A 23,752-nucleotide genomic window follows, 5' to 3' on the forward strand; every position below is an offset into this window, starting at 1 on the left:
GAAAAATATGAAAAGAAGAGAAGCTTTTAGAATTAAAACCGTAGACCCAACATTTTCTTTAATTATGAGTATAATGCCTCGCAGGTACGACGCTACAAATTACTCTATGATTGACATTCCTTGCGAAGGTATGGACAAATTTATAGCAAAAAAGCGTGAAGAAACCGGCGAAAAATATTCTTATATGCACATAATAATTGCTTCGTTAGTGCGTACGCTTGCTATTCGCCCTCATTTCAACCGTTTTGTAATGAACGCTAGACTTTACGAACGTTACGGCGTTACCGTTTGCTTTACAATTAAGCAAGTACTTAGGGACGACGCCGAAGAAATTACCATCAAGCACACCTTCTGCGGACACGAAACAATACAAGAAATTAAAAATACGCTTGACCATTTAATTGACTCTAATCTCAATCAAACTAGCGTCAGTAGTACGACAAAAACAGCTCGCACCGTAGGCGGACTACCTATTTGGCTATCCAAAATGGTAGTAAATTTCTTGCGCATTACCGATAAAAATAACTGTATGCCCAAAAAATTCTTAGATATATCGCCCTTCCACACAAGTTTTTTTATTACAAACCTTAAATCAATTAAAATGAGCACAATCTTTCACCATTGTTACGACTTCGGCACGACCGGACTATTTGTAGCTATGGGCAAAGAGAAAATGGAACCGGTTGTAAACGAATTAAATCAAGTAGTACCCAAAAAAATAATAAAATTAGGTTTTTCTTGTGACGAAAGAATATGCGACGGACACTATTCGGGCGGTTCTTTCCAAGTACTTAAACGCAATATGTTATTTCCGGAAAATCTTGAAACCGAGTATCACGACCAAAAAGTTGACGCCGAAATAGCTAGACAAGCTAAACAAAAAGCAATCGACCAAGCAATTAAACTTAAACAGCAAGCAAAGCAATCAAAAAAACAGATTAAGAAATAAACCTAAATCAGTAACAAAATATTAAACTAATAATTTTTAAAAAAATTACCTCTTACCCAAAAAGTAAGAGGTAATTTTATCTTTAAAATTTGTTTAATAGAGTTAAAGCGTTTAACTCTAAGCCTATTAAAAAGCCTGTGGAAAACCACAGGCAAAGGCGTCTAGCTGTTATTCAGCTTCTTTTATTGCGCCAACAGGACATTGAGCTGCGCAAGTACCGCAGTCAACGCACAGGTCAGGGTTAATCTCAAATTTGCCGTCGCCTTCGTAAATAGCCTCGGTAGGACAAACAGATTGACAAGAACCACAAGCTATGCAAGCATCTGTAATTTTGTGAGCCATAGTAAATACCTCCTCTACTAAGTAACTATATTCTAACACCTATTGATAGTACTGTCAAATTATTAACCAAGACAAACAAACTTTTTAGTCAATAATATTCTTTAAGTCGGGTTCTACGCTGTCGTCGATAGCTTCGGCTATCACCTTAGAAGCTTTAATTTCTTCTAGGTCATAATCGTGGTATTCGCTTTGGTCGCCCGAAGTAATCTCCGCCTTGACTTTACGTCTAAGTAGGTCGACAGAAACCACTCTTGCCTTGCCTTGCGGAGTAGTAATAATGCTATTTATTGCCGGCATAAAACGGCTTGTTTCTTCGTAATGGTCATTCTCAAATCTTAAACAACACATTAAAAGACCGCATAAACCGCTAATTTTACCGGGATTTAAAGATAAGCCTTGCGTTTTTGCCATGTGAATACTTACTTTATCGTCAAAGTCAGTTAAATGAGTAGCGCAACAACAAGGACGACCGCAAGGGCCAAGTCCGCCTACTTGTTTACACTCGTCACGCTTGCCTATTTGTCTAAGTTCAACCCTTATATGAAATACGCTAGCTAAATCTTTGACAAGCTCCCTAAAATCTACCCTACCGTCGGCGGTGTAATAAAGAATAATTTTAGCGTCGTCAAAGGTGTATTCGCAACCGGTTAAGTTCATACCGAGCTTGTGCTTGTCAATTTTTTCTTGGGCAAGTTGCATAGCTCGCTCTCTTTTTGCAAGATTATCTTGCTGGTGGGCTAAATCTTTTTCGGTAGCTTTTCTAATAATTGGTTTGAGTTGCCCTTTAATCTCGTCGTCGGCAACTTCTTTATTAGCAATAGCTACAAAACCAAATTCTATGCCTCTAATTGTTTCGACAATAACGTTATCGCCTACATTAAATTCTATGCCTTCGGGTGAAAAGTAATAAACTTTGCACGCGCTTTTAAATCTTACGCCTACTATATCTGGCATTTGTGTTTTACCTCCAAAATTTTGAGTATTAAGTTGTCAAGCGTAGCGTCATAGGACACGCCTCTATCTATATTTCGTTTGGCAGTATCAATATATTCGATTATTCTATACACGCTTTCTTTTGAGTAATTGTTAGCTACAAGTTTAAGCTCGTCTATATAACTAGATAATTCTAGCTCGCCATTTAATTTTACGCTATTTAGTAGAATTGTTTGCATAAGCAAAAACAATTCTTTACATTTTTGCTCGTATTTTGCAAGTTTTGACACATATTTAATTGCGTAACCCGACGAAGTCATATTTATAAACATATCGAAGACAATATCGCACATTTGAGAGTCGTTACTAAGCAAAATTTGCTCGGCTCGGTAAAGATTGCCCACGCATAGCACACTTGCAATTTGAGATGGTTTAAGTTCAAAACCATTTGCGACAAAATAGTCGGCAATTTGTTTAGGCGGAGTTTTTTCAAGCGTAACGCAATAACACCTACTTTTTACAGTGTCGTTAAGCTCGCCTAAATTAGTTACGCCGATAAAAATATAAACGTTGCTATTTGGTTCTTCTAAGGTTTTTAAAATTTTGCCTTGCCAATTATCGGCAAAAGACATTTTGCAAGCATTGACTAGAAAAACTCTATTTTTGCTTATTTTGGGCTTTACCACTGACAAATCTACAAGTTCTTCAATATTTGCGACGTTTATTCTATCTTTTTCGTTTGGATAACTTGAACAATCTACGTGAAGTCCTTTAAGGGCGTTAAGACAGTTTACGCACGACAAGCAACCAAAATTGTCGCATAAGGCAAAACAACTTAGCAGAGTCAAGCTTTTTTCAACCATACTAGCTTCGCCCTCTATTATATAGGCGTGACTTGCTTTGTTGCTGGCAAAAGCCTGTTTGATTGTCTTAATTGGTTTATTTGCAAGTAGAAGTCTAGTTAAATCCATATTTATAAGATTCCTCTAACTTTTAGAGCGTATTTAATTTTTTCTTGCGTTTCTTCTCTTGTGCCAGAAGCGTTGATTACTATAAACCTAGACGGTTCTTGTCTAATCAATTCGTGGTAAGCCGAATATACTTTTTTGTGAAACTCAGCGTTTTGCACCTCTATCCTATCTCTTTTGTCAACTCCGCCTTTTCTTGCGAAGGCAAGTTCGGGAGCAAGGTCAAGAAAGATTGTGTATTGAGGCATATATTCGCCTATGGCTATGCTATTTAAAAGACGAACTTTTTCTAGTCCTAGTCCTCGTGCTATGCCTTGATAAGCGTAGGAGCTATCTACAAACCTATCGCAAATTACAGTTTTGCCTTGATTTAGGGCAGGAACGATTATTTCATTAAGATGTTGGGCTCGTGACGAAGCGTAGAGAAAAGCCTCGCACAAATCGCAAATCTCGGCGTTATTTGCGTCAAGTATAATTTGGCGAATTTTCTCTGCGACCCTTGAACCGCCCGGCTCACGTGTAAACAAGATATTTAAATTGTTTTGCTCGCAATATTGTTTAAGCATTTTGGTTTGCATAGTTTTGCCTACGCCTTCGCAACCTTCTATCGTGATAAATTTATTCATTATATTTTCCTTTCTACTTGATAGTACTCTAATTCTATTTGTAATTGCAAATTAATAATAAAACTTTTTGTCAACCTAATAAATTAAAGCACACAGTAGCAAAATTGTCAAATAGTATTTTGTTTGTAACTCAACGGCATAGGTCAAACTAAAAAAGTTTTGTCTAGTTAGGGTTTTGTAAATTTTGTAATCTATGACTAAATTACTTTTTCCTTTTAATTGTAATGGCTATTTAAACTTTTATCTACATATATATTTTACCACATTTTGCCTTATTATTGTAGAATTTAAACAAAAAATATGCTACAATAAAAAATATGAAAAAAGGTTTAATTATCATAAACGCTTTCTCAACAAGAGGCGGACAAGAATATCAAGCGGATAGACTTTTACAAGAATTTAAAGCGCTAGGAGTAGAGATTAAAGTTATTACAAATCTTCTCACAGCCTACATTGATTGCGACAAAATTAAGGCAAATATACCCGATTGCGACTTTGTAATATATCTTGACAAAGACCGTCATTTAGCCGAAATGTTAGAGCTTGCAGGTTATAAATTGTTTAACAGCGCTCGTTCGATTTATCTTTGCGACGACAAAATGGCTACCTATATAGCCCTTGCAGGACACGACATCGCTATGCCCTTTACTATCAGTTCCCCCCTCAATTACTCGCCTACGGGTAGCTTTAACGAGCTTGAAACGCAAATTTGTAGCAAACTTAGCTTTCCTATTGTAGTTAAGCAATGTTTTGGCTCGTTTGGTCAGCAAGTTAGTCTAATAAATAACGTAACCGAACTTAGGGAAATTTACGCTAGACTTAAAGGCTTGCCTCACCTATATCAACAGTATATCGCATCTAGTTACGGCTTTGACAATAGAATAATTGTAATAGGCGGAAAAGTCTACGCTTCGATGTTACGTCGCAACGAGAATGACTTTCGGTCTAACCTCGAACTTGGCGGAGTAGGTAGCAAAATCGAACCCAAACAAAGTTTTATAGATATGGCGGAAAAAGTAGCAAGCGTACTCAACTTAGATTATTGTGGCGTCGACATAATGTTTGACCAAAATAGTCAACCTATACTATGCGAAGTAAACAGCAATGCTTTCTTCAAGGGTATTGAGTCGGTTACGGGTATAAACGTAGCTTCCGGCTATGCTCAACATATTTATAACAAAATTTATAAATAAACAATAACTAATTAAATACTCTTAAACATTAAAATTGCTAAATTTAAACGAAGAATTATAAGTATTGCTAAAAAGCAATAAGCCAAAATACTAAAAATTGATTAAAAATAGTAATAAATAAAAATTAATAAATTTCAATTAAAAAAACACGCAAAAATATTTTTGCGTGTTTTTGTTTATCTTAAATTAACACTATACGTAGATTAGTCTTTGCTAATTAGTTCTTCTTCCTTATTTCTAAAACCTAAACCGACAACTTCTTTAACGTTAAGCACGTATGCAAAAGCCTTATTGTCGACTTCTCTAATTAATTGTTTTGCAGCGTTGATTTGGCGTTTGTAAATTACACATATCACAAGCATCTTCTCACTGTTTGTATAAGTGCCACGAATTTTAATATTTGTAACTCCGTGTTTGAGGTCATACATCAAAGCGTGACTGACTTCTTGCGGTTTGTCGGTTACAATTTCTAGCACCATAGCCGAAGAATAACCTTTATACATTATCTCGCCTATTACTTCGGAAGCAAACAAAGCCATCATTGAGAACACAAAGACGTTAAAACTCATAAGCACCACTGCGCTTAAAGCCGAAACAGCTATATCCATATATAAAATGTTGCGAATTGTCGTAACTGAGTTTTTCTTGCGAATAAGTAGGGCAATTATATCGCTACCGCCTGTTGAACCGTGAGCGTTGAGCATCATTGGTAGAGCTAGCCCCGATAGTACGCCACCCATAAGCACAAATAACACCGTTTGTTCGCTGTTTGTTGTGTTGAGCAATCTAGCGAGGTCGAAAAACTTAATCAGCCATAAAAATATTGAAGTAAGTAGAACGTTTATGGTAGTTCTAATAGTCCAACGTTTGCCTACTTTAAAAAAGGCTATTATCAGTAGAGGTATATTGATAAATATTAAAAAGTAGCAAGCCGAAAAAATAGGGCTGACGCTATATAGTTTTATTTCAATTAAACTTGCAATACCGGTAGCTCCGCCTAGAACAATGCTGTTAGGTATTAAAAACAGTTGTACGGCAAGCGCCCTAGCAAGGGCGGAAAAAACAGTATAAAGCCCGGTTTTTATTGTAAATAAAGGCGATTTTTTTGGCGGTACGGCAGAAACCACCTCGGCAGAACTTGTAGCTTTGTCCGTATCGGTTGAAGGTTGTGTTGATATATTTATCGTATTGTCTATTTGAGTAGCGTCGGTATCGGTTGAAGCCGAATTATTCGTCGTGTCGGCGTCGCCTATAATGTCAAGGTTTTGTTTGCTCATAAAACTTTGTACCTCTTGTTAAAATCAGGACGTAAGATTACGCCGTCTACCGCAGTTGTAAAAGCAAAACACTCTGCGTCGTTAATTTGTAATATTTTTTTAATTAATGGAACTTGTCTAACTTGAACAACAACCTCAATTACCGAATTCTTGCAGGACTCGCCACTAGGCTGTTGGCACTCAATTACGTTTGCCCCTCTTTTAAGAGCGTTAGTTATGCTAGAACCAACTTCGGCGGGTTTATCGGTAATAATTGTAAATTTAACTAGCGGGTCGGCTAATTGACTGAAATGGTCAAGCACAAAGCTACATACATAACTATAAAGCAAAGAGTAAACTACAATCCAAAGGTTGTATCCGCTTTGCTTGGTGAAAAAACCGCCTATTGACATTACCACAATATTAATGCTCATTAAGATTGTGCCGATGCTGGCGTCGGGCTTCTTCTTGGTAATAAGTTTTGCTACGATTTCCGTTCCGCCATTACTACCGCTAGCGCCGTAAGCAAGCACTAATGTCATACCTGCAAGGATACCGCCGATAAATACGGCGACGAGTATTTCTCCGTCAAAAACAGGCAAATGCAGTATATCAAACAACTCCATAATAACCGACCCCATAACGGTGGCGTAGATTGTTTTAACCGCAAATTCCTTAGATAAAAATATTACCGAAAGTACAAGCAAAGGTAAATTTAACAAAAAGGTGCTATATTGCACAGGAAAACCCGTAGCGTAGTATATAATACTAGCTATACCGCTAAAACCGCCCGGTACTAAGTTGTTAGGAACAACAAACATGTGTAGGCAAGTAGCGGTGACTAACGCCGAACAAGTTAGCCTTAAATAACTTAAAATAGTGTTTTTAATATTAATTTTCTTCATCAATCGTATAGTATCAAATAGCCAAAAAAAAGTCAATAAAAAAGCGACGTGTGTATTGAGGAAAGTAGGTAAAATTAGTTAGAAATTGTCGGTTGGCAAGTATTGACAAAAGCAAAACGTATTCTATAATATTTTGCGTCGAGATTGATACATCGACAAAAAAATGGTTGTATTTGGGTTGTTGCAACTTTTAGGAGGGTATTATGGACGAACTCATAAAAACCGTTTTGGAACTGGGCGCAAGCGACGCTTATCTCTTGATTGGCGCATTGTGCTGTTGTTTTTTGACCGCTATTGCAAAAAAAATGTTGATTAACAAAGTAAAAGTCGACGTATTGCATACTTTTGACCCTTCTACCTTATTCCCCTATATATTTGGAATTGTAATTTGTATAGTTGTAAGTTTATGTACAAACAAGACAAAGTTTGACATACTTATTTCGTTACAAAGGGGGCTGATTACCGGCGCTCTAAGCACGGCGTTATACCATCTCTATCAATCGGTTAACAAAAAAGGACTTAAATCTTTGCTTAAAGACGACTTGTTTAATTTATTCTATAACCAGTTGTTAGCCTTTACGTCTGCGCCTGAGCAACTGCTTAGCAAGCAAATAAGCCTGCCCGACTTAATTGGGCAGGCGCAAACGCTTGCAAATAGCGCTAAATCTATCTATACGGAATTTACAAACAAGGAAATTAGAACAGAAAAATTGACTAAACTTCTAGGAGGAATTATCGACGACGAGGACGTGACAAATTTATTGCCTCTACTTGACAAAGCGTTAGCCAATTATTGTGGTAGAAAACAAAAAACAGCGGGATAAAAATTGAGGGTTACATAATAAATGTAACCCTTTTTTTATGCTATTGCTAAAAATTATTATTTTTACAACGTTTATTTTATCAAGATTATTTTTGCAACGTTTATTTTATCAATATTATTTTTGCAACGTTTATTTTATCAAGATTATTTTTGCAACGTTTATTTTATCAAGATTATTTTTGTAAGTTCTATTTAATTGTCTTAGCGTATATTTCGTTTTTGGTGATGTTGCGGTCTTTTGCGACTTGCTTAATGGCTTGCATTTTGGTTAGTCCGCAATCGATATAGTAATCTATATGTTGTTGAACTGTTAAATTTGTCAGCGGGTTGACTTCGAGTTTGCCCTCGACAACAATTACAAATTCGCCTTTTGCAACGTCGATTTTTACGCTACCTAATGTTCCAAAAGTAAGGCTTTCGTAAAGTTTGGTAAGCTCCCTAGCTATACAAACTTGCCTTTCGCCTAAGACAGTGTATAAATAAGCGAGGTCATCTTCGACATTATGAACCGAAGAATAAAATATTAGCGTACAGGCAGTTGAAATAGTCTGCCAAAGCTTATCTCTTTCGACTGTCTTTTCGGGCAAAAACCCCACAAAAGTAAATGGAGAAGAAAAACCCGAAAGCGCAACTGCGTTGACAAAAGCGCAACTGCCCGAAATAACGGTATAAGCGATATTGTTTTCTTTCAAATAATTAACCATTATTTGTCCGGGGTCGCTTATCGTAGGCATGCCTGCGTCTGCAATCACGGCGACAGTACCTACTAAAATGTCTTGTGAAAGTTGAGCAAGGGTAGAAACTTCGTTAAATTTATGGTAAGAACGAAGAGGTTTTGTTATATTAAAATTTTTAAGAAGCATACCGCTATGCCTAGTATCCTCGCAGTAAATAACGTCGACAGAATTAAGCGTTTCGATTGCACGAGGACTCATTTCCCCGAGATTACCTATTGGAGTTGCCACAAAATAAACTTTTACCACTTTTTCCCCACTTCTTTTATACTTATTATAAGAGTAATTGTTATCCCCCTATTTTACGCCGAAATTTTTGCTATTTTTTGTATTTGACAGCTTATGTTAACTTGCGATATAACTACAACTATCGTCGCTACCAACACTGTTTATATAATTTGCAGTTGATACAACTTCTTTGCTAAACTTTACCGTATAATTGTTTGACAGTTTGCGTATAATTGCCGTCTTTATCAAAAATTATTATGTCCGGCAGTATGGTTAGACCAACCTTACCGCATTTTGTCGCCTTAATAATTACAGTCTTTGGGCTAACTCCCTGTCGAGCGCAAATAAAAGTAAGTTCTTTGGGCTGTAAATTGTAGTGACTGGCAAGAACCATAATTTCGCTTAACCGCTGAACTTGATGTATTAAATAGAAACTACCCGAATCTTTCAAAATTGCCGAGCTTAACGCTAAAAGTTGCTGTAAAGTAAGCCCGACTTCGTGGCGAGCAAGCAAAATTTCTTGATTTTGTTGAGTTTGCCCGGAATTTAGCTTGCGGTAAGGCGGATTTGCCACCACGCAATCTACGTCTTGAAAATAGTTAAGGTAGTCGTTTGCGATTAAACTAATTTTTCCGTCTAAGTTTATGTCCTCTACCGAGTTAGGTTTTGCCGTTAAATTAGACTGTTTAACGCTTAGACTTTGCCGTTTATTTGTAATAGCCGATAAAATATCGTTACAGTCTAGGCATAAGGGCTTTATTATATCTTGCTGATTATTAATCTTTAAGCTAAGCAAACAATTATTGTAAAGCGACTGTTGAAATTCTACCGCAACTACGCTACTTGGGCGTTGCTTATAAGCGAGCAATATTGATATCACTCCCGAACCGCTACAAAGTTCGACTACATGTTTGCTTGCGATATTTTTTACGCTGTTTGCAAGCAAAACCGAGTCGCTGGTAAAACGATACCCCGATTTGCTCTGCACAATAAACAAGTCGCCGACTTCAAGGTCTTCGGCAACTTGATTTGCAGACAAAACTATGCCTTTTTGAGCTAAAATATCATCAATGCCCATCTATTCGGCGATTACTCTATTAGTAATACTGCCCAAAGAAGAAATTTGTATGGTTACGGTATCGCCAACGTGGATTTCGCCTACGCCTTGCGGTGTGCCGGTTAGAATAATATCGCCAACTTCAAGCGTCATTATACTTGAAACAAATTCGACAATATCGTAAACGTTTCTTATTAGGTCGGCGGTGTTGCCGTCTTGTACGACAGTTCCGTTAAGAACGGTTTGAACGGTTAGATTTGTTGGGTCAATATCGGTTGTAATATAGCTACCAACAGGACAAAAGGTATCATAACCCTTAGCACGTGTCCATTGACCGTCAATTTTTTGAAAATTACGCTCCGAAACATCGTTTGCGCAAGTATAACCAAAGATATATTTGCCAGCGTCGGCTTTGCTCGCCTTGCGAACACGCTTGCCGATTACTATTACAAGTTCTGCCTCATAGTGAACTGTGCTTGCAAGCGTTGGATAAACTATATTGCCCTCAGGCGCAAGTAACGCCGAAACAGGTTTTTGAAAGATTACAGGTAACATATTAGGGTCGTGACGCATTTCTTCACGGTGCTTAGCGTAATTTACGCCCAAAGCGACAACCTTAGTTGGGACGACTGGGCAAAGCAAACTTGACACTTCTATTTGCTTGCCAACGCTAAATTCGCCGTAAATGTCGCCCGAAATTAGATAATATTTGCCGTCTTTATATTCGGCGTAAGTTGGAACGTCATTAAACAAAACTCTCGCAATTTGCATAATTTAGACCTCTTAATAATCATATATTTATGATTATTTTATCATACTTAATCAATTTAATCAACCTCAACTTAGATTAATTTTTAAATATTGACTTATCTTTTTTTTAAAAAAACTTCTTACTTTACCTTGCTAACCCTTGCTTATTTACGCTAAACTAAACAATCAATAATTAATCTTGCCGGCTTAAACAGTCTAACGAGCAAAATGTTTTTGTAAAAAGAAAAATAGTCCTTTACAACTTGTTTAAAATACTGTATAATTTAATAAATTCGGGCGATTAACTCAGTTGGGAGAGTGTCTTCTTGACGTGGAGAAAGTCACAGGTTCGAGTCCTGTATCGCCCACCAAAAAACGACAATATAACTATTGTCGTTTTTTTGTACTCTATTAACCTTGAATTGTCAATTATTTTTGCGACGGTCGCAAATGCTTATTTAGTCTTATAAGCATATTGTGTTTTTACGATACAAATTAAAAACGCCTAAATTACATTTTATTGTGGCGCAAGCTAAAACGCCTAGTTGGTAACGTCGAAAACTTTGTTACAAAGCGCTTGGGAAAACTCAATTTCGTGCGAAACAAGAAGAATTGCGCCCGTGTAAGCTTGCAGAGCTTTGAGAAGTTCTTCTTTGGCGAGAACGTCAAGATGGTTTGTCGGTTCGTCAAGTATAAGTAGCCCGGTTGGCTTGCGTTCAAGAGAGGCGAGTTTGGCTCTAACTTGTTCTCCGCCTGACAAATTACCTATCGCCTTAGTGGCAAGGTCGCCTTTAAGTCCTACGCTAGCGAGCAGGGTTCTAATTTCTTTTTGGGAATATTTAGGATAGATATTTTGAAGGTAAGCAATCGCCGAATTTGCAAGGTTACTAAATGAAAAGTCTTGTTCGAGATAGCCTACTTTTGCATTTGCGTTGATTGAAAACTTGCCCGATAGACTGGGAATTAACTGCATAATTGTCTTAACTAGCGTGGTCTTGCCAATGCCATTCGTACCACGTATCCACAGCTTGTCCTCGCCTCCAATATGAATTGATAGGGGCGGAAGCAAAGGTTTGTCGTAGCCAATTACCAAATTATCAACTACTAACATATTTTTAGTAATAACCGAGTCGCACTCAAAAGAAAAAGTCGATGGCAGTACGGTTACGGGTTTAGTTAGCACGTCCATTTTGTCAAGCATTTTTTTACGACTGTTAGCCATACCGGCGGTTGCCGCACGAGCCTTATTTTTGGCTATATATTCTTCCATCTTCTTAATTTCACGCTGTTGACGCTCATAAGAATCAACATATTGACGTTGATTATTGTCGTGTGCAAGCAAAAATGCGTCATAATTGCCGGGATATTTCTTAATTTCGTGGTTCTCTATGCTTAAAATAAAGTTTGTAACTCTATTTAAAAATGCGGTATTGTGCGAAACTAACAAAAACGTGCCTTGATAAGTTTCTAGATATTTAGCTAGCCATTCGATATGTTCAAGGTCTAAAAAGTTTGTAGGCTCGTCAAGCATAATCAAATCATAGTCGTCAAGCAATAATTTCGCTAACATTACTTTGGCTCGTTGCCCTCCGCTTAATATAGATACGCTAGTATCGTAACCGATAGCGCCTATGCCTAGTCCGTTGGCAACTTTCTTAATGGTTGCGTCCATTTCATAAAAACCCGACGTTTCTAATCGTTCTTGAAGTCTAGAACTCTTGTTGCATAACTTTTCAAGTTCGTCTAGGTCGGTTAAATTAGACATTTCGTTATAAAGCTGTTCGAGGCGTTGCTCGGTTACAAATAAATTCTCAAAAGAAGTCTTTAAGTAATCCATAACCGACAAAGATTTGTCGATATTTGCGTGTTGGTCAAGATAACCAAAACGAACGCCGTTAAGCCACAGCACTTCGCCTTCGTCTTGCATAATTTTACTTGCGATAATGTTGACGAAAGTTGTCTTGCCTGCGCCGTTAAAGCCAACAATACCTATATGTTCTTTACTGTTAACGTTAAAACTTGCCTTTTCAAACAAAATTTTACCGTCAAAAGAGTGGGTTAAATTGTTTACCGTTAGTATGCTCATTAATTTACTCCAAAATATTTATTTATTATATCATAAGATAGCTTTTTATAAAAGCAAATAATAAAATCGCTAGTTTTTTACAAACTAAAAGGCAAGAACACTTGCCTTATTAAAGACTTAAAAGATAAAACTATTAATTTAAAGAAAGGTTAAATATTCTCCCAGTCGATTAATTGGTCTTTATAAAAATATTTATGGTCTTTGGCGGAAATTGGACGAATAACCTTGCAAGGGTTGCCGTAAGCCACAACGTCGCTAGGAATATTCTTAGTGACTACGCTCCCTGCGCCTATTACGCTATTATTGCCTATTGTAACGCCCGGCATAACTAAAACGCCCGCACCTATCCAAACGTTGTCGCCAATTACCACGTCTTTGTTATATTGATACCCTTTTGAACGTAGAGTGGGTTCGATAGGGTGACCGGCGGTAGCGATTGTAACATTAGGCGCAAACATAACGCAGTCGCCTACTGTAATATTACCGTCGTCGACTAAGGTTAAATTAAAGTTTGCGTAAACATTGTCGCCAAAACTAACGTGACTACCGCCCCAGTTAGCGTGAAGAGGCGGTTCGATATAGGAATTGTCGCCAAAGTGAGCAAACATTGTTTTGAGCATATTAGTTCGTTTGTCAAGCTCGTTTGGTCGGCAAGCGTTAAATTCGTAAAGCGACATTAGACACTCAACCTGACTCTTTAATATTTGAGGCGAAAGCGGTAGATAAAGTAACCCTTTGTCCATACGTTCTTTTTCAGTCATATATTTCCTTTTTAAAGCGAATAAGTAAAACCTTAATTAAACAATTAGCCTTTGTAAAACAGGTTAATCACGTTTTAAGATGTCGTAGAGCTTCTTATAAATTGGTTGCAACTGCGGATAAGTTTGTTTATAGACCTCAGTATACAATTCGTGATAGAGTTTATGATTGTCTAAATTAGGAATAAACTCGCTTGTATAGTGCGTCATTGAAGCAACTGCGGTTTGGTAGTCGGGATAGTCTTTCATAGCGACATAGCCGGTAATTGCTCCGCCTAAGCCTGTCGCCTCATAAGTCTGTATTCGCTTAACGGGTAAACCAAACATATCGGCTGTCATTTGACAAATAACGTCGCTTTGACTACCGCCCCCCGCTACTGTTAAAAATTTAATATCGTTGCCTGTACGCTTCTTCAAATTTAAATAACCGTCGTAAAGAGCGTAGCCTACGCCCTCGATAATAGCCCTATATAAGTGGGCTTTGGTATGAACGGAATTGAAACCTATAATACTGCCCTTGCCTTCGGGTTGTTTGAGTTGAGGCGCCCAGTAAGGCTGTAACATTAGCCCTTCGCAACCAACGGGGACATTGTTAAGCTCTTCATTGAGAATTTCTTCGGGTGGAATATCAAGCTCCCTAGCCTTGTTAACTTCTTTTTGCGCAAATTCGTTTAAAAACCAGTTAACCATCCAGTACCCACGATAAATTTGTATTTCGGGGTTAAATAGCGTTGGCGCTACCGACGGATAAGAAGGCATAAACGTCATTGGTTCGATATACTTTTGGGTGGCAAATTGTATTGTAGAAGCTGTTCCAAAGGAAAGGCTTGCGCTATTCTGGTCTATTAAACCTAGCCCTATTGCCTCGCTACCTTTGTCGCTACCGGCAGAAATTAAAGGTAAGCCCTCTTTAATGCCCGTAAGCTCGCTTGCTTTTTTGGTGACTAAACCTATTACTTGGTCGGGTTGAACTAATTCGGGTAGCCAACTATGGTCAATAATACCAAAAATGGGATATTGAATATCGCTTGTAGGTTTCCACTTGCGTTCTTTATACTGCATAGGAATATGCCCGATACAGCCAGCGACCGACTCTTTAAATTCGCCTGTTAGTTTAAAGTTAAGTAGCCCGCCTAAGCTCATATATTTGTAAGTTTTTTTCCAAAGTTGAGGTTGGTTCTCGGCTATCCAGTTGCTTTTGGTAATTTTGCGTTGAACGTCAATCGCCTCGCTCATACCTACTAAACGGAAAGCGACTTTGCATTTAAGGGGAAGGGGCGCTTTGCACTCGGCTCGTCGTTGGTCAAGCCAAAGTATAAAATCTCTAATAGTATTGCCTTGCTTATCTACGCAAGTAAAAGTATCTCTCATTGGAGAAACGGTCATACAAATAATGTTGTTCCAACGCTCGCCTATTTGCGTTTTACAGTCGTTAGTAGCCCTACATAGGCTGTCCCAGTACAAATCAATACTTTGTTCAGCCCAACCCGAATGTAGCGCATAGTAAGATTGAGGATATTTTTGCTTAGAAATGCAAATAAGTTCGCCAACGTTGTTAAATACCATAGCCCTAAGGCTCTGCGTGCCACAATCAATAGATAATACTAGTCGTTCCATATCTTCTCCAAAAATAAATTAATCTTTGTAATTAAAACCGCACATTGTTTGCCAACTAACAAGGTCTGCGTTAGATTTCTTAATATATTCGCCTACGGTTAGCCCGTTAGGCAAGGTATCGTCTTGCGAATAAATTAACGCTTCGAGATAACCTAAATGAGCAAGATTTGCCGAAACTACTAATGTATGCCCGGTATAAATATAAAGTTTATTTGCAAAACTTAACACTTCAAGTTTAGGCAAGGCGCAACGACAATTAATTTGTTCTATAAAATAATCTACCTTAGCTACTCTAATCGTATCTACGTTAAGAGTAGGATAAATATTGCTTGGCGAAACATAAACACGGCGTAACTTTGGATTATTTTTATAGTCGTCTAGGGCGCTTAAAATAAGCTCGGCTACCTTTTCGGGCGAAATTGTAGTGGTGTCTATAATTAAATTGTAGTTAGAAAAATCTGTTACGTCTACGTTGTAAACAGTTTTGTAACGAGAAACTTCTTCTTCGTATCTTGCGTCAAGCTCGGCTTGGGCATCTTCGATTGAACTAAAAGTTTCTTCTTCTGCTTTGCGGTTAGCAAATACTCGCAAAGAGGCGACGTAGGGCGAAACAAGCAACCTAACTTTAAACGACGGCGTGATAAAATGCCAGGCTAGGCGAGAGTCGAAAATTATATCTTTATCGGCGTTATCCTTAGCGTATTGCTTAGACTTGCCATCGATTAAGTAATCATAGTTATAGTCATTACTGCATAGACGGTTGAGTTCAAGCGTGCTTAGACCTTTGTCACGAGCGATATCTCGTTGAATTCTGCCCGTACTAAATATGTCGTAGCCTTGTCTTGCAAGTATGTCGCATACGGCGGACTTACCGCTTCCTAACTGTCCGTTAATTGTTATAAACATATATGTATCCTTTAAAAATGTATTTTGACCTCTACTTATTCATTTTATCACATAATAAAGACTTTTGCAATAAAGATAAAAAATAAGACTAACAAATTTTGTTAGCCTTAAATAAATTATTCGGTATATAAGTCGCCCGAAACGTATACGTCTTCGCTTGTAACGTCAATGCCTAGTTTTCTAAATACCGAATAAGTGCCTTGTGTAAGTATTCTGGTTGTGTGAACTTGGCAACCCTTTAATTTGGGCAGTTGTTTTAAAGCGATTATTGCCGTATCGTTGTAATATTGCGAGATAGATAACGCTACAAGAACTTGTTCAAGCGTCATCATTTCACGCTTGCTCTTATAAACATTGCGATTTAAAAACACTATTGGCTCGATAACTTCGCAAGGTAACAACTTAACTTCGTCATATATGCCTGCAAGCGTCTTTAAAGCGTTGAGGGTGCAAGAAGCGGAAGACGTAAGCAAATCTGATTGTTTACCTGTAATTACTTGACCGTTTGCAAGCTCGATAGACGTAACGGGAACACTGCATTGACGCTCGTATTCTAACGCAGGGGTAACGCAGGGGCGGTCGGTCACCGACAACCCAAGTTTGCGCATTAAAAATTCTAATCTTGTAACGGTATCAAGCCCTACAAGACCTTTCTTATAGTCGACCTTGGCGACTAGATAGCGACGAATAACTTCTTGGCAAGAAGCGTATCTACACGCTGAGTCGTCTATAATTGCGCTTGAAAGACAGTTTACCCCCATATCAGTGGGGCTAAAATATATTTGTTCGCCGGCAATATTTGTCAAAATATTGTTGACAACGGGAAAAGCCTCGATATCTCGATTGTAATTTGTAGTTGTGATATTGTAACGCTGTAAATGATAAGGGTCAATCGTGGTAACGTCGCCTAAATCTGCCGTCGCAGCTTCATAAGCTACGTTAATCGGGTGCGAAAGCGGTAAATTCCAAATAGGAAAAGTTTCAAACTTAGCGTAGCCAGCCTTGACTCCGTGAAGATTCTCGTGATAAAGTTGAGAAAGGCAAGTTGCAAGCTTACCGCTACCCGGACCGGGCGCAGTAACGACAACAAGAGGACGAGTGGTTGGAATATAAGGATTTTTGCCGTAACCTTCGGGGCTGACGATAGTTTCTACGTCAAGAGGGTAACCCTTAGTTTCTTTATGAATATATACTTTTTCGCCCTTGTTTGTAAGATTTCTAATAAACTGGTTGACTTGTACTTCGTCTTCGTAAAGGGTAATTACAATAGCCGAAACAAGAATGCCTACCTTACGCAAGTTGTCAATTACACGTAAAGATTCTAGGGAATAAGTTATGCCAAAGTCAGCTCGAATTTTGTTACGAACAATATCTTTGCTACTTATACAAAAAATAACTTCTACCCTATCCTTTAACTTTTGAAGCAAGCGAATTTTTACATTTTCGTCAAAACCCGGCAAAATTCTCGAAGCGTGAAGGTCGTCAAATAACTTACCGCCAAATTCTAGGTAAAGTTTATTATCAAATTGATTGATACGCTCTAAAATTTTAGCCGTTTGCTGTTCGACGTATAAATTATTATCAAACCCTATTTTCATTAGTTGACCCGCTCCCTTTTTTAATTATTGTAACCCTTATAAACGCTTTTTATAAATGTCTTAAAAAATAATTCTGCCCGTAATTTTACCAAATTTAACTATAAATTTCAAGACTTTTTGAACTTAAAAAAAATTATCTTTTTCATTATTATAATTGCGAAAGGTATTTTTTCCCTCTATGTATTTGACAAACGACAATTAATATTATATTATTATTAAACTAATATTGGGGTATAGCCAAGCGGTAAGGCAACGGACTCTGACTCCGTCATCGTAGGTTCAAATCCTACTACCCTAGCCAAACTTAAACGGCGACAAAATTTCGTTGCCGTTTTTTTAATTGCTGTTTTTAGTTTAATATTTGCAAAAATATTTATTTTCTTTTGGCTATATCGTCTTAACTATATTTATTTACTATTTAACGCTGTCTACTATCTAACAATGTTTATTTATTGTTACTTAATTCGACCTAAACTAAGTAAAATAAAAAAGTCGCTAAAAGCGACTTTAAGTTTGTAGCTTATAAAAGTGGAATAGAAGCGAGGTAGAAGATATCTTTACGCTCCGCTGCTTTACCTTCTGCAAGCACAAAGGCTTTTTTGCAGATAATACCGCCTGCAAGTTTTACTAATTGTTCGCAACCTAGTAAACTATTGCCGGTGCTAACTACGTCGTCTATAATGGCAACTTTCTTGCCCCTCATAAGTTCGACATCGTGACGAGAAACATATAATTTTTGCGTTTGACCAGTAGTGATACTTGAATTAATCTCAACTTCAATACCGTCCTGCATATAGAGTTTCTTGGTCTTTCTGGCAACGGCATAGTAGTCGTGACCCAGAATACGAGCGATACAGTGGGTTAGTTGAAGCGCCTTGCTTTCGGGCGTAAATAAGATATCGCAACCTTCAACAAAAGGAGCTAACGCCTTAGCGCAATGCTCAGTTAGCTTTTGAGCGCCGTGAAGATTAAAGAAAGCAATCATTACTCCGCTTGGAAGCGGTAAAATTGGCAGTTCCGCCGTCATACCTGCGATGTCTAATTTAAGTAAGTCCATAATTATCTCCTTGCCTGATAAATCTTTTGTCTATTGCTAAAACAACATTTTAATGTTACTACTAATAGATTATTTTGTCAAACCTTTTACAAGTAGCGAATAAAACACGCTCAATTTATTTTTACATTTTAAAGTAAGCCTAACGCTTAAACAGATACAAATATTAACGCATAACCTAACTCGATAGTTAAATTCAACTAGATTGATATAAAATATCAATATAATATATTGCAAAGTGGGTTAGCAAATAGTATTATATTAATGTAAAACAAAATAAATAAAAGGAAGTAAACAATATGAACACAACATTAGGAGAAAAAATAGCATTTTTAAGAAAACAAAAACAGTATACGCAAGACCAACTCGCCGAAAAAATGGGCGTTACGGCGCAATCGGTTAGCAAGTGGGAAAACGACGTTACAAGCCCGGATATTTCTTCCCTTCCGCTACTGGCAAAAATTTTTGACACCACGGTAGACGACCTACTTGGAGCGACTACAATCGAACAAATTCAGCAATCTCAAACCTTAACTAACAAAGAAGTTAAGAATTTAATGTTAAAAATTAAAATTCTTTCTAGCGACGGCGACAAAGTCAACGTACAGCTACCCTACACTTTTATTAAAACTGCAACTAAAACGGGTATGAAAATTCCAACAATCAGCCAAAAATTAGAAGGCGTTGACCTAGAAGAATTATTTCAATGTGTTGAAATGGGAATGCTTGGCAAAGTCGTAGACATTGTAAGCAAGGACGGCGACACTATTGAGGTGTGGGTGGAATGAAAATTTTAATTTGTGGCGAGAAGAAAAAAACGTCGTTGCATTTGCCTTTATCAATAGTTAAAACTAAATTTATAATTAAACTGATTTGCAAAAAAACCAAATTACAAGAAGATATAATAGACAAAAAAGACATTCTTAGTATTCTTAAACCTAGTTTAAAAGAATTAAAGAAATATAAAGGGTTGCAAATAGTTGAAATTATAAGTAACGACGCTACTATAATCATAACAATTTAACTAACAAAAAGACAGCTAAAAATAGCTGTCTTTATTTGTTAAAAAATTAATATAAATTAAAATAAACTATTCGGCAAGAATATTTGCAATATTTAAAAGTTTCTTGTCAAAGACCTTCTTCATTGAAAGCGCTTTGTCAATATCTAAGGTTATTATTTTATTGTTCTTTATGCCTACAACTTGAACTTGATTTTTTTGTAGAACTTTTACAGCTTCAACGCCAAACCTTGCGCCAAGGAGTCTATCTTGCAAAGTCGGGCTTCCGCCTCGTTGTATATGCCCAAGCACTACGCTACGCATTGAAATTTTTGTCAAGGCTTTAAGCACGATTGCAAGTTCTTCCGCCTTGCCTGCGCCTTCGGCTACTACAATAATATCGCTTGTTTTGCCTTTTTTGTAGTTGGCAAGCACAAGGTCGGCAAGCTTAGTTACGTCGTATTCCACTTCGGGAACAAGAATAGCCTCAGCTCCCCCTGCGATGCCTGCGTACAGGGCTAAATCGCCACAACGCCTACCCATAGTTTGCACAAAGCAAGCCCTATCGTGAGAAGTCATAGTGTCACGAAGCTTGTTGATAGCGTCAAGAATAGTATTGACTGCGGTGTCAAAACCCAAAGTATAGTCGGTATAAGCTAAGTCATTGTCGATTGTGCCGGGAATACCCGCAATTGCAATACCGCTAGCTTTGGCGAGTTCGTTTGCGCCTGCAAAAGTACCGTCGCCGCCGATAACGCATAAGCCTTCTAGTTGAGCTTCTCTTATTCTGTCACAAGCTAACGCTAAGCCCTCTTTGGTCATAAATTCTGCCGAACGAGCCGTCTTTAATATCGTACCGCCTCGTTGAAGAATATCCGACACGCTACGGCGATTAAGTTGTTGATAATTGCCTTTAAGAAGCCCTTCGTAGCCCCTTTCAATGCCGTAAACGTCAATGCCTTGATTGATAGCATATCTTACAAAAGCTCTTAACGCCGCATTCATACCCGGAGCGTCGCCACCGCTTGTTAAAACACCAATTTTTTTCATTTTTACCTCTTTACAAATTCTTTTGTATATATTTATTGATTAAGAATTTTAATACTTTAAATTTATTTTACTTTGCTAATATTACTTTGCTTTTTTGTTTGCCATTACTTTTTTACGACTAATTTCCTCTATTAGTTATTTCTTTTCTTTTATTTGAGCGTTTTGCTGTTTGTTAAATTCGCAATAAGCGTCTTTGGCTAAGGCTTTCATAGCTGTTACAAGATTGCGACCCTTAAATTCGTAGCCCCGAGCATATTCTACACCCAAAACATCTAGCGTGTGGTAATAATTTTGTAGTCTTGCTACAAATTGAGCGTAGTCGGTTGACCCGCTCCACGCATTCTCGGCAAAAGCGTATAGACGAGGAAAAAGATTAAAATCAAGTTTTTTTCGATTTGGAATATGTTCCGTCCAGACACAGCACTCCATACCCAAGACGTTTTTCTCGCCCTGTTTGGTAATGCCTTTAAATATAGGGTTAAAATTATATACCCTAGAAATAGGCGTCATAGCGTAAGAATAATCAAGATAAGTTGAGGTAAAGTAAGCTATAATTGCCTTTCGACCTCTATTTATGTGTTTAATCGTATCTTGCCTAGAACGCATAAGTCGACTTGTCCAATGCTCGACTACAACCGAATTTGACAGCTTGTCGCTCAAACATTCGTTCCAACCAACTACAATTTTACCTCGTGATTGCAAGAACTTTTCAATATAATTAAACATATAGCTTTGTAGTTGCTCATAGTTTGCAAGTCCTAGTTCGTTTAGTTTTGCCTTGCATTTAGAACATTTCTTCCACTCGTCTTTGGGCGCTTCGTCACCGCCGATATGAATATAAGGATATGGAAATAGCTCGCAAACTTGACTAAAAATATCTTCTAAAACTTTGTACACCTTAACGTTGCCTGCGCAAAGAATATGTTTAGATACGCCCCAACTTTCCCACAAACTAATTTGTTTGCTTTCGCAAGATAACTCGGGCATAGCCATAAGTAGAGCCTGCGTATGACCGGGGAAATCTATCTCGGGCATAATGTCTACGCCTAATTTTTGGGCGTAAGCAATAATTTCTTTTAAGTCTTGTTTGGTCAAAAAACCACAAGATACTTTACCGTCTTGCTCTTGTCGATTTGACTTCGCATAATTTATTACACAAGCGCTGTTGTTGGTAAGCTCGGGGTAGCCGTCAATTTGCATTCGCCAGCCTTGGTCGTCGCTTAAATGCAAATGCAAGACATTTATTTTAACACGAGAGGCAAGGTCGATTAAACGCATAATTTCTAGCTTATCAAAAAAGTGTCTAGCTATGTCAAAATGTAATCCTCTATAAGAAAATCGTGGTTTATCTTTTAGTTGAAAACAGTTTAAAATAATTGACGATTTATGCGAAAAATCTAAATTTGCAATCTGCCTTAGCGTTTGAAGCCCCCATATTGCTCCACGAACGGTAGAAGCAGACAGAGTAATAAGCGTAGGGGTAACTTTAATGGCGTACGCCTCGACGTCAAGCGTCGGCTCACAAATAATTTCTATACCTTTTTCGCCTTGCAAGGTAGAGCCTATTGACTTGCTAATTAGATTCTCTAACAGCAATTTTACTTCCTTAAATTGTTCGCATGAAGTAACGCCGACTGACTTATCTACAATAAATTGCCCTTCTTTATGTTTAAAAAAGTTGGGGCGGGGTATTAAATTATTCATTTGCAAAGCCTCCTTTTGTATATTAAAACATTAAAATATATATAAGCAAATTAATAAAATTACTTGGTTATTGTCACTTTGCTTAGCCCCCTAGGACTGTCGGGGTTGAGAGAGCGTTTGAGCGACAAGCTATTTGCCAGTAACTGTCCTGCGACAACGGCGCTAAACGGAGCGTAGAATTGGTCGCATTCGGGTAAAAGCACGCCAAAAGCGCTTGACGAAACAAGCTCTTGCGATTGTGAAATAGTATATATATTGCAACCGACCGAACTGAGTTTGTTAAAAATTTCTTGATTATCTAGATAAGTTTGACCATTTAAAGCTATTAAGAGAATATTGCTATCTGCGTTAACTAAGGCAAACGGACCGTGATGGAAGTTAGAAATAGCGTAACTGCGAGCGTTTAAATAGCAAGTCTCTTGAAGTTTAAGGGCTATTTCGTCGCCAACCGCAAGGGCTAATCCCCTAGAAAGCACAAACAATTCTTTTGCGACAAGTAGTTTGTCGGCTAAAATATCAAGCTGTGGCGCAAGCTCGAAAGTGCTATCAAGCAAGCTAGGCAAAATCGGAAGCTTTGACGGCAAATGCGTCTTTTCGTCGGCAAGGGCAAAAACTATCATTTGCAAAACTAACATCTGCGCCGTAAAAGTCTTGGTTGCGGCAACGCTAATTTCTTCCTCGACATCTAAATAGAAATGGTACTGCGTAGTAAGCGAAAGCGAACTGGTAAGACTGTTAGTCACTGCTACGCAAGTTGCGCCTTGTTTGCTTGCCTCAAACAATACTAATTGTACGTCAAGCGCTTTGCCACTTTGGGATACGCCTATTACTACCGAGTTAGACATATCTAATTTGCCTTTGTATGCGGTAATAACCGAAGGGTTAACAAAATTTACTGGTATACCAACTAAAATCTCGCATAGATATTTGAAATACATACACGCATTGTTGCTACTACCCCTAGCTACTACAAAAATTTGCTTTATTTTTTTATCTTTTATATTCTTGGCTAACCTTTGGGCTAACTCTTGATTAGTCTCATAAGTATTCTTTAATACTTTACTTTGAGAAAGTATTTCTCTATACATAATTGTTTCCATATTATACCTCCCTACTATATTATCAATTATATTCTTGTTAGGTCTATTGTGTACTAAATAACTGATTATTTATATATATTTTACCATACATTAATAATTTTTCAATTCTTTTTAT

The 23,752-nt window shown here is 37.6% G+C and carries 23 protein-coding genes and 2 tRNA genes; 7 read left to right on the top strand and 18 right to left on the bottom strand.

The window, feature by feature from the left end; all coding sequences use genetic code 11:
* Positions 1–7: 7 nt before the first annotated feature.
* On the top strand, positions 8–949 hold the full coding sequence (locus RR062_02335; GenBank protein MEG2026550.1) for a 2-oxo acid dehydrogenase subunit E2: 942 nt from the start codon (positions 8–10) through the stop codon (positions 947–949).
* A 168-nt stretch (positions 950–1,117) separates the two neighbouring features.
* Here RR062_02335 and RR062_02340 read toward each other — a convergent pair whose 3' ends face one another.
* The 4 genes from RR062_02340 to tmk form a co-directional block, all read right to left on the bottom strand.
* On the bottom strand, positions 1,118–1,291 hold the full coding sequence (locus tag RR062_02340) for a 4Fe-4S binding protein (protein MEG2026551.1): 174 nt from the start codon (positions 1,289–1,291) through the stop codon (positions 1,118–1,120).
* Between the two features lie 84 nt (positions 1,292–1,375).
* A complete protein-coding gene (locus RR062_02345; protein ID MEG2026552.1) occupies positions 1,376–2,245 on the bottom strand; it encodes a stage 0 sporulation family protein in 870 nt (289 codons plus the stop codon).
* The gene (locus RR062_02350) at positions 2,233–3,195 is read right to left on the bottom strand and encodes a hypothetical protein (protein MEG2026553.1); all 963 of its coding nucleotides are present in this window, start codon (positions 3,193–3,195) and stop codon (positions 2,233–2,235) included. The genes RR062_02345 and RR062_02350 overlap by 13 nt, the downstream gene beginning before the upstream one ends.
* Before the next feature lie 2 nt (positions 3,196–3,197).
* The gene (gene tmk, locus RR062_02355; GenBank protein ID MEG2026554.1) at positions 3,198–3,818 is read right to left on the bottom strand and encodes a dTMP kinase; all 621 of its coding nucleotides are present in this window, start codon (positions 3,816–3,818) and stop codon (positions 3,198–3,200) included.
* Positions 3,819–4,135: 317 nt separating this feature from the next.
* Here tmk and RR062_02360 point away from each other — a divergent pair, with 317 nt between their 5' ends.
* Positions 4,136–5,011 (top strand): RimK family alpha-L-glutamate ligase, encoded by an 876-nt coding sequence (locus tag RR062_02360; protein MEG2026555.1) that lies wholly within the window; start codon positions 4,136–4,138, stop codon positions 5,009–5,011.
* A gap of 203 nt (positions 5,012–5,214) precedes the next feature.
* On the opposite strand, the gene RR062_02365 is transcribed toward RR062_02360, so the two are convergent.
* Entirely contained in the window at positions 5,215–6,288 is a 1,074-nt protein-coding gene (locus RR062_02365) for a YitT family protein (GenBank protein ID MEG2026556.1), read from the bottom strand.
* Positions 6,285–7,172: a YitT family protein gene (locus RR062_02370; protein MEG2026557.1), complete on the bottom strand. Its 888-nt coding sequence runs from the start codon at positions 7,170–7,172 to the stop codon at positions 6,285–6,287. The genes RR062_02365 and RR062_02370 overlap by 4 nt, the downstream gene beginning before the upstream one ends.
* Positions 7,173–7,375: 203 nt before the next feature.
* On the opposite strand from RR062_02370, the gene RR062_02375 reads away from it, so the two are divergent.
* Positions 7,376–7,996, top strand: a complete 621-nt coding sequence (locus tag RR062_02375; protein MEG2026558.1) for a hypothetical protein — start codon at positions 7,376–7,378, stop codon at positions 7,994–7,996.
* Between the two features lie 187 nt (positions 7,997–8,183).
* Here RR062_02375 and rsmI read toward each other — a convergent pair whose 3' ends face one another.
* From rsmI to RR062_02390, 3 genes are all read right to left on the bottom strand, one after another.
* The gene (rsmI, locus tag RR062_02380; protein MEG2026559.1) at positions 8,184–8,978 is read right to left on the bottom strand and encodes a 16S rRNA (cytidine(1402)-2'-O)-methyltransferase; all 795 of its coding nucleotides are present in this window, start codon (positions 8,976–8,978) and stop codon (positions 8,184–8,186) included.
* A 172-nt stretch (positions 8,979–9,150) separates the two neighbouring features.
* On the bottom strand, positions 9,151–10,035 hold the full coding sequence (locus RR062_02385; protein MEG2026560.1) for a hypothetical protein: 885 nt from the start codon (positions 10,033–10,035) through the stop codon (positions 9,151–9,153).
* Positions 10,036–10,785 (bottom strand): fumarylacetoacetate hydrolase family protein, encoded by a 750-nt coding sequence (locus RR062_02390; protein MEG2026561.1) that lies wholly within the window; start codon positions 10,783–10,785, stop codon positions 10,036–10,038.
* A 274-nt stretch (positions 10,786–11,059) separates the two neighbouring features.
* On the opposite strand from RR062_02390, the gene RR062_02395 reads away from it, so the two are divergent.
* Positions 11,060–11,135, top strand: a tRNA-Val gene (locus RR062_02395).
* A gap of 170 nt (positions 11,136–11,305) precedes the next feature.
* On the opposite strand, the gene RR062_02400 is transcribed toward RR062_02395, so the two are convergent.
* The 5 genes from RR062_02400 to RR062_02420 form a co-directional block, all read right to left on the bottom strand.
* Positions 11,306–12,850 carry an ABC-F family ATP-binding cassette domain-containing protein gene (locus RR062_02400; protein ID MEG2026562.1) on the bottom strand — a complete coding sequence of 515 codons (1,545 nt, stop codon included), beginning with the start codon at positions 12,848–12,850 and terminating at the stop codon, positions 11,306–11,308.
* A gap of 149 nt (positions 12,851–12,999) precedes the next feature.
* The gene (locus RR062_02405) at positions 13,000–13,611 is read right to left on the bottom strand and encodes a sugar O-acetyltransferase (protein ID MEG2026563.1); all 612 of its coding nucleotides are present in this window, start codon (positions 13,609–13,611) and stop codon (positions 13,000–13,002) included.
* Positions 13,612–13,674: 63 nt separating this feature from the next.
* Entirely contained in the window at positions 13,675–15,225 is a 1,551-nt protein-coding gene (locus tag RR062_02410) for an FGGY-family carbohydrate kinase (GenBank protein ID MEG2026564.1), read from the bottom strand.
* 18 nt (positions 15,226–15,243) lie between these two features.
* Entirely contained in the window at positions 15,244–16,131 is an 888-nt protein-coding gene (locus tag RR062_02415; GenBank protein MEG2026565.1) for a cytidylate kinase family protein, read from the bottom strand.
* A gap of 116 nt (positions 16,132–16,247) precedes the next feature.
* Positions 16,248–17,729 (bottom strand): DUF1846 domain-containing protein, encoded by a 1,482-nt coding sequence (locus RR062_02420; protein MEG2026566.1) that lies wholly within the window; start codon positions 17,727–17,729, stop codon positions 16,248–16,250.
* A 227-nt stretch (positions 17,730–17,956) separates the two neighbouring features.
* On the opposite strand from RR062_02420, the gene RR062_02425 reads away from it, so the two are divergent.
* Positions 17,957–18,030, top strand: a tRNA-Gln gene (locus tag RR062_02425).
* A gap of 219 nt (positions 18,031–18,249) precedes the next feature.
* Here RR062_02425 and RR062_02430 read toward each other — a convergent pair.
* Positions 18,250–18,786, bottom strand: coding sequence for a phosphoribosyltransferase family protein (locus tag RR062_02430; GenBank protein MEG2026567.1), 537 nt, complete (start codon positions 18,784–18,786; stop codon positions 18,250–18,252).
* Positions 18,787–19,082: 296 nt separating this feature from the next.
* On the opposite strand from RR062_02430, the gene RR062_02435 reads away from it, so the two are divergent.
* Together RR062_02435 and RR062_02440 are read left to right on the top strand one after the other, a co-directional pair.
* Positions 19,083–19,571 carry a helix-turn-helix transcriptional regulator gene (locus RR062_02435; protein ID MEG2026568.1) on the top strand — a complete coding sequence of 163 codons (489 nt, stop codon included), beginning with the start codon at positions 19,083–19,085 and terminating at the stop codon, positions 19,569–19,571.
* Positions 19,568–19,807 carry a hypothetical protein gene (locus RR062_02440; protein MEG2026569.1) on the top strand — a complete coding sequence of 80 codons (240 nt, stop codon included), beginning with the start codon at positions 19,568–19,570 and terminating at the stop codon, positions 19,805–19,807. Before RR062_02435 ends, RR062_02440 begins: the two co-directional genes overlap by 4 nt.
* Before the next feature lie 66 nt (positions 19,808–19,873).
* Here the strand turns inward: RR062_02440 and pfkA are convergent, their stop codons facing one another.
* The 3 genes from pfkA to RR062_02455 all read right to left on the bottom strand — a co-directional run bounded on the left by pfkA (position 19,874) and on the right by RR062_02455 (position 23,637).
* Entirely contained in the window at positions 19,874–20,833 is a 960-nt protein-coding gene (pfkA, locus tag RR062_02445; GenBank protein MEG2026570.1) for a 6-phosphofructokinase, read from the bottom strand.
* A gap of 135 nt (positions 20,834–20,968) precedes the next feature.
* The gene (locus RR062_02450) at positions 20,969–22,537 is read right to left on the bottom strand and encodes a beta-N-acetylhexosaminidase (GenBank protein ID MEG2026571.1); all 1,569 of its coding nucleotides are present in this window, start codon (positions 22,535–22,537) and stop codon (positions 20,969–20,971) included.
* Between the two features lie 59 nt (positions 22,538–22,596).
* A complete protein-coding gene (locus RR062_02455) occupies positions 22,597–23,637 on the bottom strand; it encodes an SIS domain-containing protein (GenBank protein MEG2026572.1) in 1,041 nt (346 codons plus the stop codon).
* Positions 23,638–23,752 lie beyond the last annotated feature (115 nt).

This window comes from Clostridia bacterium (assembly GCA_036654455.1).
Taxonomy (GTDB): Bacteria; Bacillota; Clostridia; order Christensenellales; family CAG-314; genus JAVVRZ01.

Coding starts and splice junctions, on each gene's coding strand:
- RR062_02440 (MEG2026569.1), top strand. CDS start 19,568: ATGAAAATTTTAATTTGTGGCGAGAAGAAAAAAACGTCGTTGCATTTG.
- RR062_02375 (MEG2026558.1), top strand. CDS start 7,376: ATGGACGAACTCATAAAAACCGTTTTGGAACTGGGCGCAAGCGACGCT.
- RR062_02385 (MEG2026560.1), bottom strand. CDS start 10,035: ATGGGCATTGATGATATTTTAGCTCAAAAAGGCATAGTTTTGTCTGCA.
- RR062_02335 (MEG2026550.1), top strand. CDS start 8: ATGAAAAGAAGAGAAGCTTTTAGAATTAAAACCGTAGACCCAACATTT.
- RR062_02435 (MEG2026568.1), top strand. CDS start 19,083: ATGAACACAACATTAGGAGAAAAAATAGCATTTTTAAGAAAACAAAAA.
- RR062_02420 (MEG2026566.1), bottom strand. CDS start 17,729: ATGAAAATAGGGTTTGATAATAATTTATACGTCGAACAGCAAACGGCT.
- RR062_02415 (MEG2026565.1), bottom strand. CDS start 16,131: ATGTTTATAACAATTAACGGACAGTTAGGAAGCGGTAAGTCCGCCGTA.
- RR062_02450 (MEG2026571.1), bottom strand. CDS start 22,537: ATGAATAATTTAATACCCCGCCCCAACTTTTTTAAACATAAAGAAGGG.
- RR062_02400 (MEG2026562.1), bottom strand. CDS start 12,850: ATGAGCATACTAACGGTAAACAATTTAACCCACTCTTTTGACGGTAAA.
- RR062_02390 (MEG2026561.1), bottom strand. CDS start 10,785: ATGCAAATTGCGAGAGTTTTGTTTAATGACGTTCCAACTTACGCCGAA.
- tmk (MEG2026554.1), bottom strand. CDS start 3,818: ATGAATAAATTTATCACGATAGAAGGTTGCGAAGGCGTAGGCAAAACT.
- RR062_02350 (MEG2026553.1), bottom strand. CDS start 3,195: ATGGATTTAACTAGACTTCTACTTGCAAATAAACCAATTAAGACAATC.
- RR062_02370 (MEG2026557.1), bottom strand. CDS start 7,172: ATGAAGAAAATTAATATTAAAAACACTATTTTAAGTTATTTAAGGCTA.
- RR062_02345 (MEG2026552.1), bottom strand. CDS start 2,245: ATGCCAGATATAGTAGGCGTAAGATTTAAAAGCGCGTGCAAAGTTTAT.
- pfkA (MEG2026570.1), bottom strand. CDS start 20,833: ATGAAAAAAATTGGTGTTTTAACAAGCGGTGGCGACGCTCCGGGTATG.
- RR062_02405 (MEG2026563.1), bottom strand. CDS start 13,611: ATGACTGAAAAAGAACGTATGGACAAAGGGTTACTTTATCTACCGCTT.
- RR062_02430 (MEG2026567.1), bottom strand. CDS start 18,786: ATGGACTTACTTAAATTAGACATCGCAGGTATGACGGCGGAACTGCCA.
- RR062_02340 (MEG2026551.1), bottom strand. CDS start 1,291: ATGGCTCACAAAATTACAGATGCTTGCATAGCTTGTGGTTCTTGTCAA.
- RR062_02365 (MEG2026556.1), bottom strand. CDS start 6,288: ATGAGCAAACAAAACCTTGACATTATAGGCGACGCCGACACGACGAAT.
- RR062_02455 (MEG2026572.1), bottom strand. CDS start 23,637: ATGGAAACAATTATGTATAGAGAAATACTTTCTCAAAGTAAAGTATTA.
- RR062_02360 (MEG2026555.1), top strand. CDS start 4,136: ATGAAAAAAGGTTTAATTATCATAAACGCTTTCTCAACAAGAGGCGGA.
- RR062_02410 (MEG2026564.1), bottom strand. CDS start 15,225: ATGGAACGACTAGTATTATCTATTGATTGTGGCACGCAGAGCCTTAGG.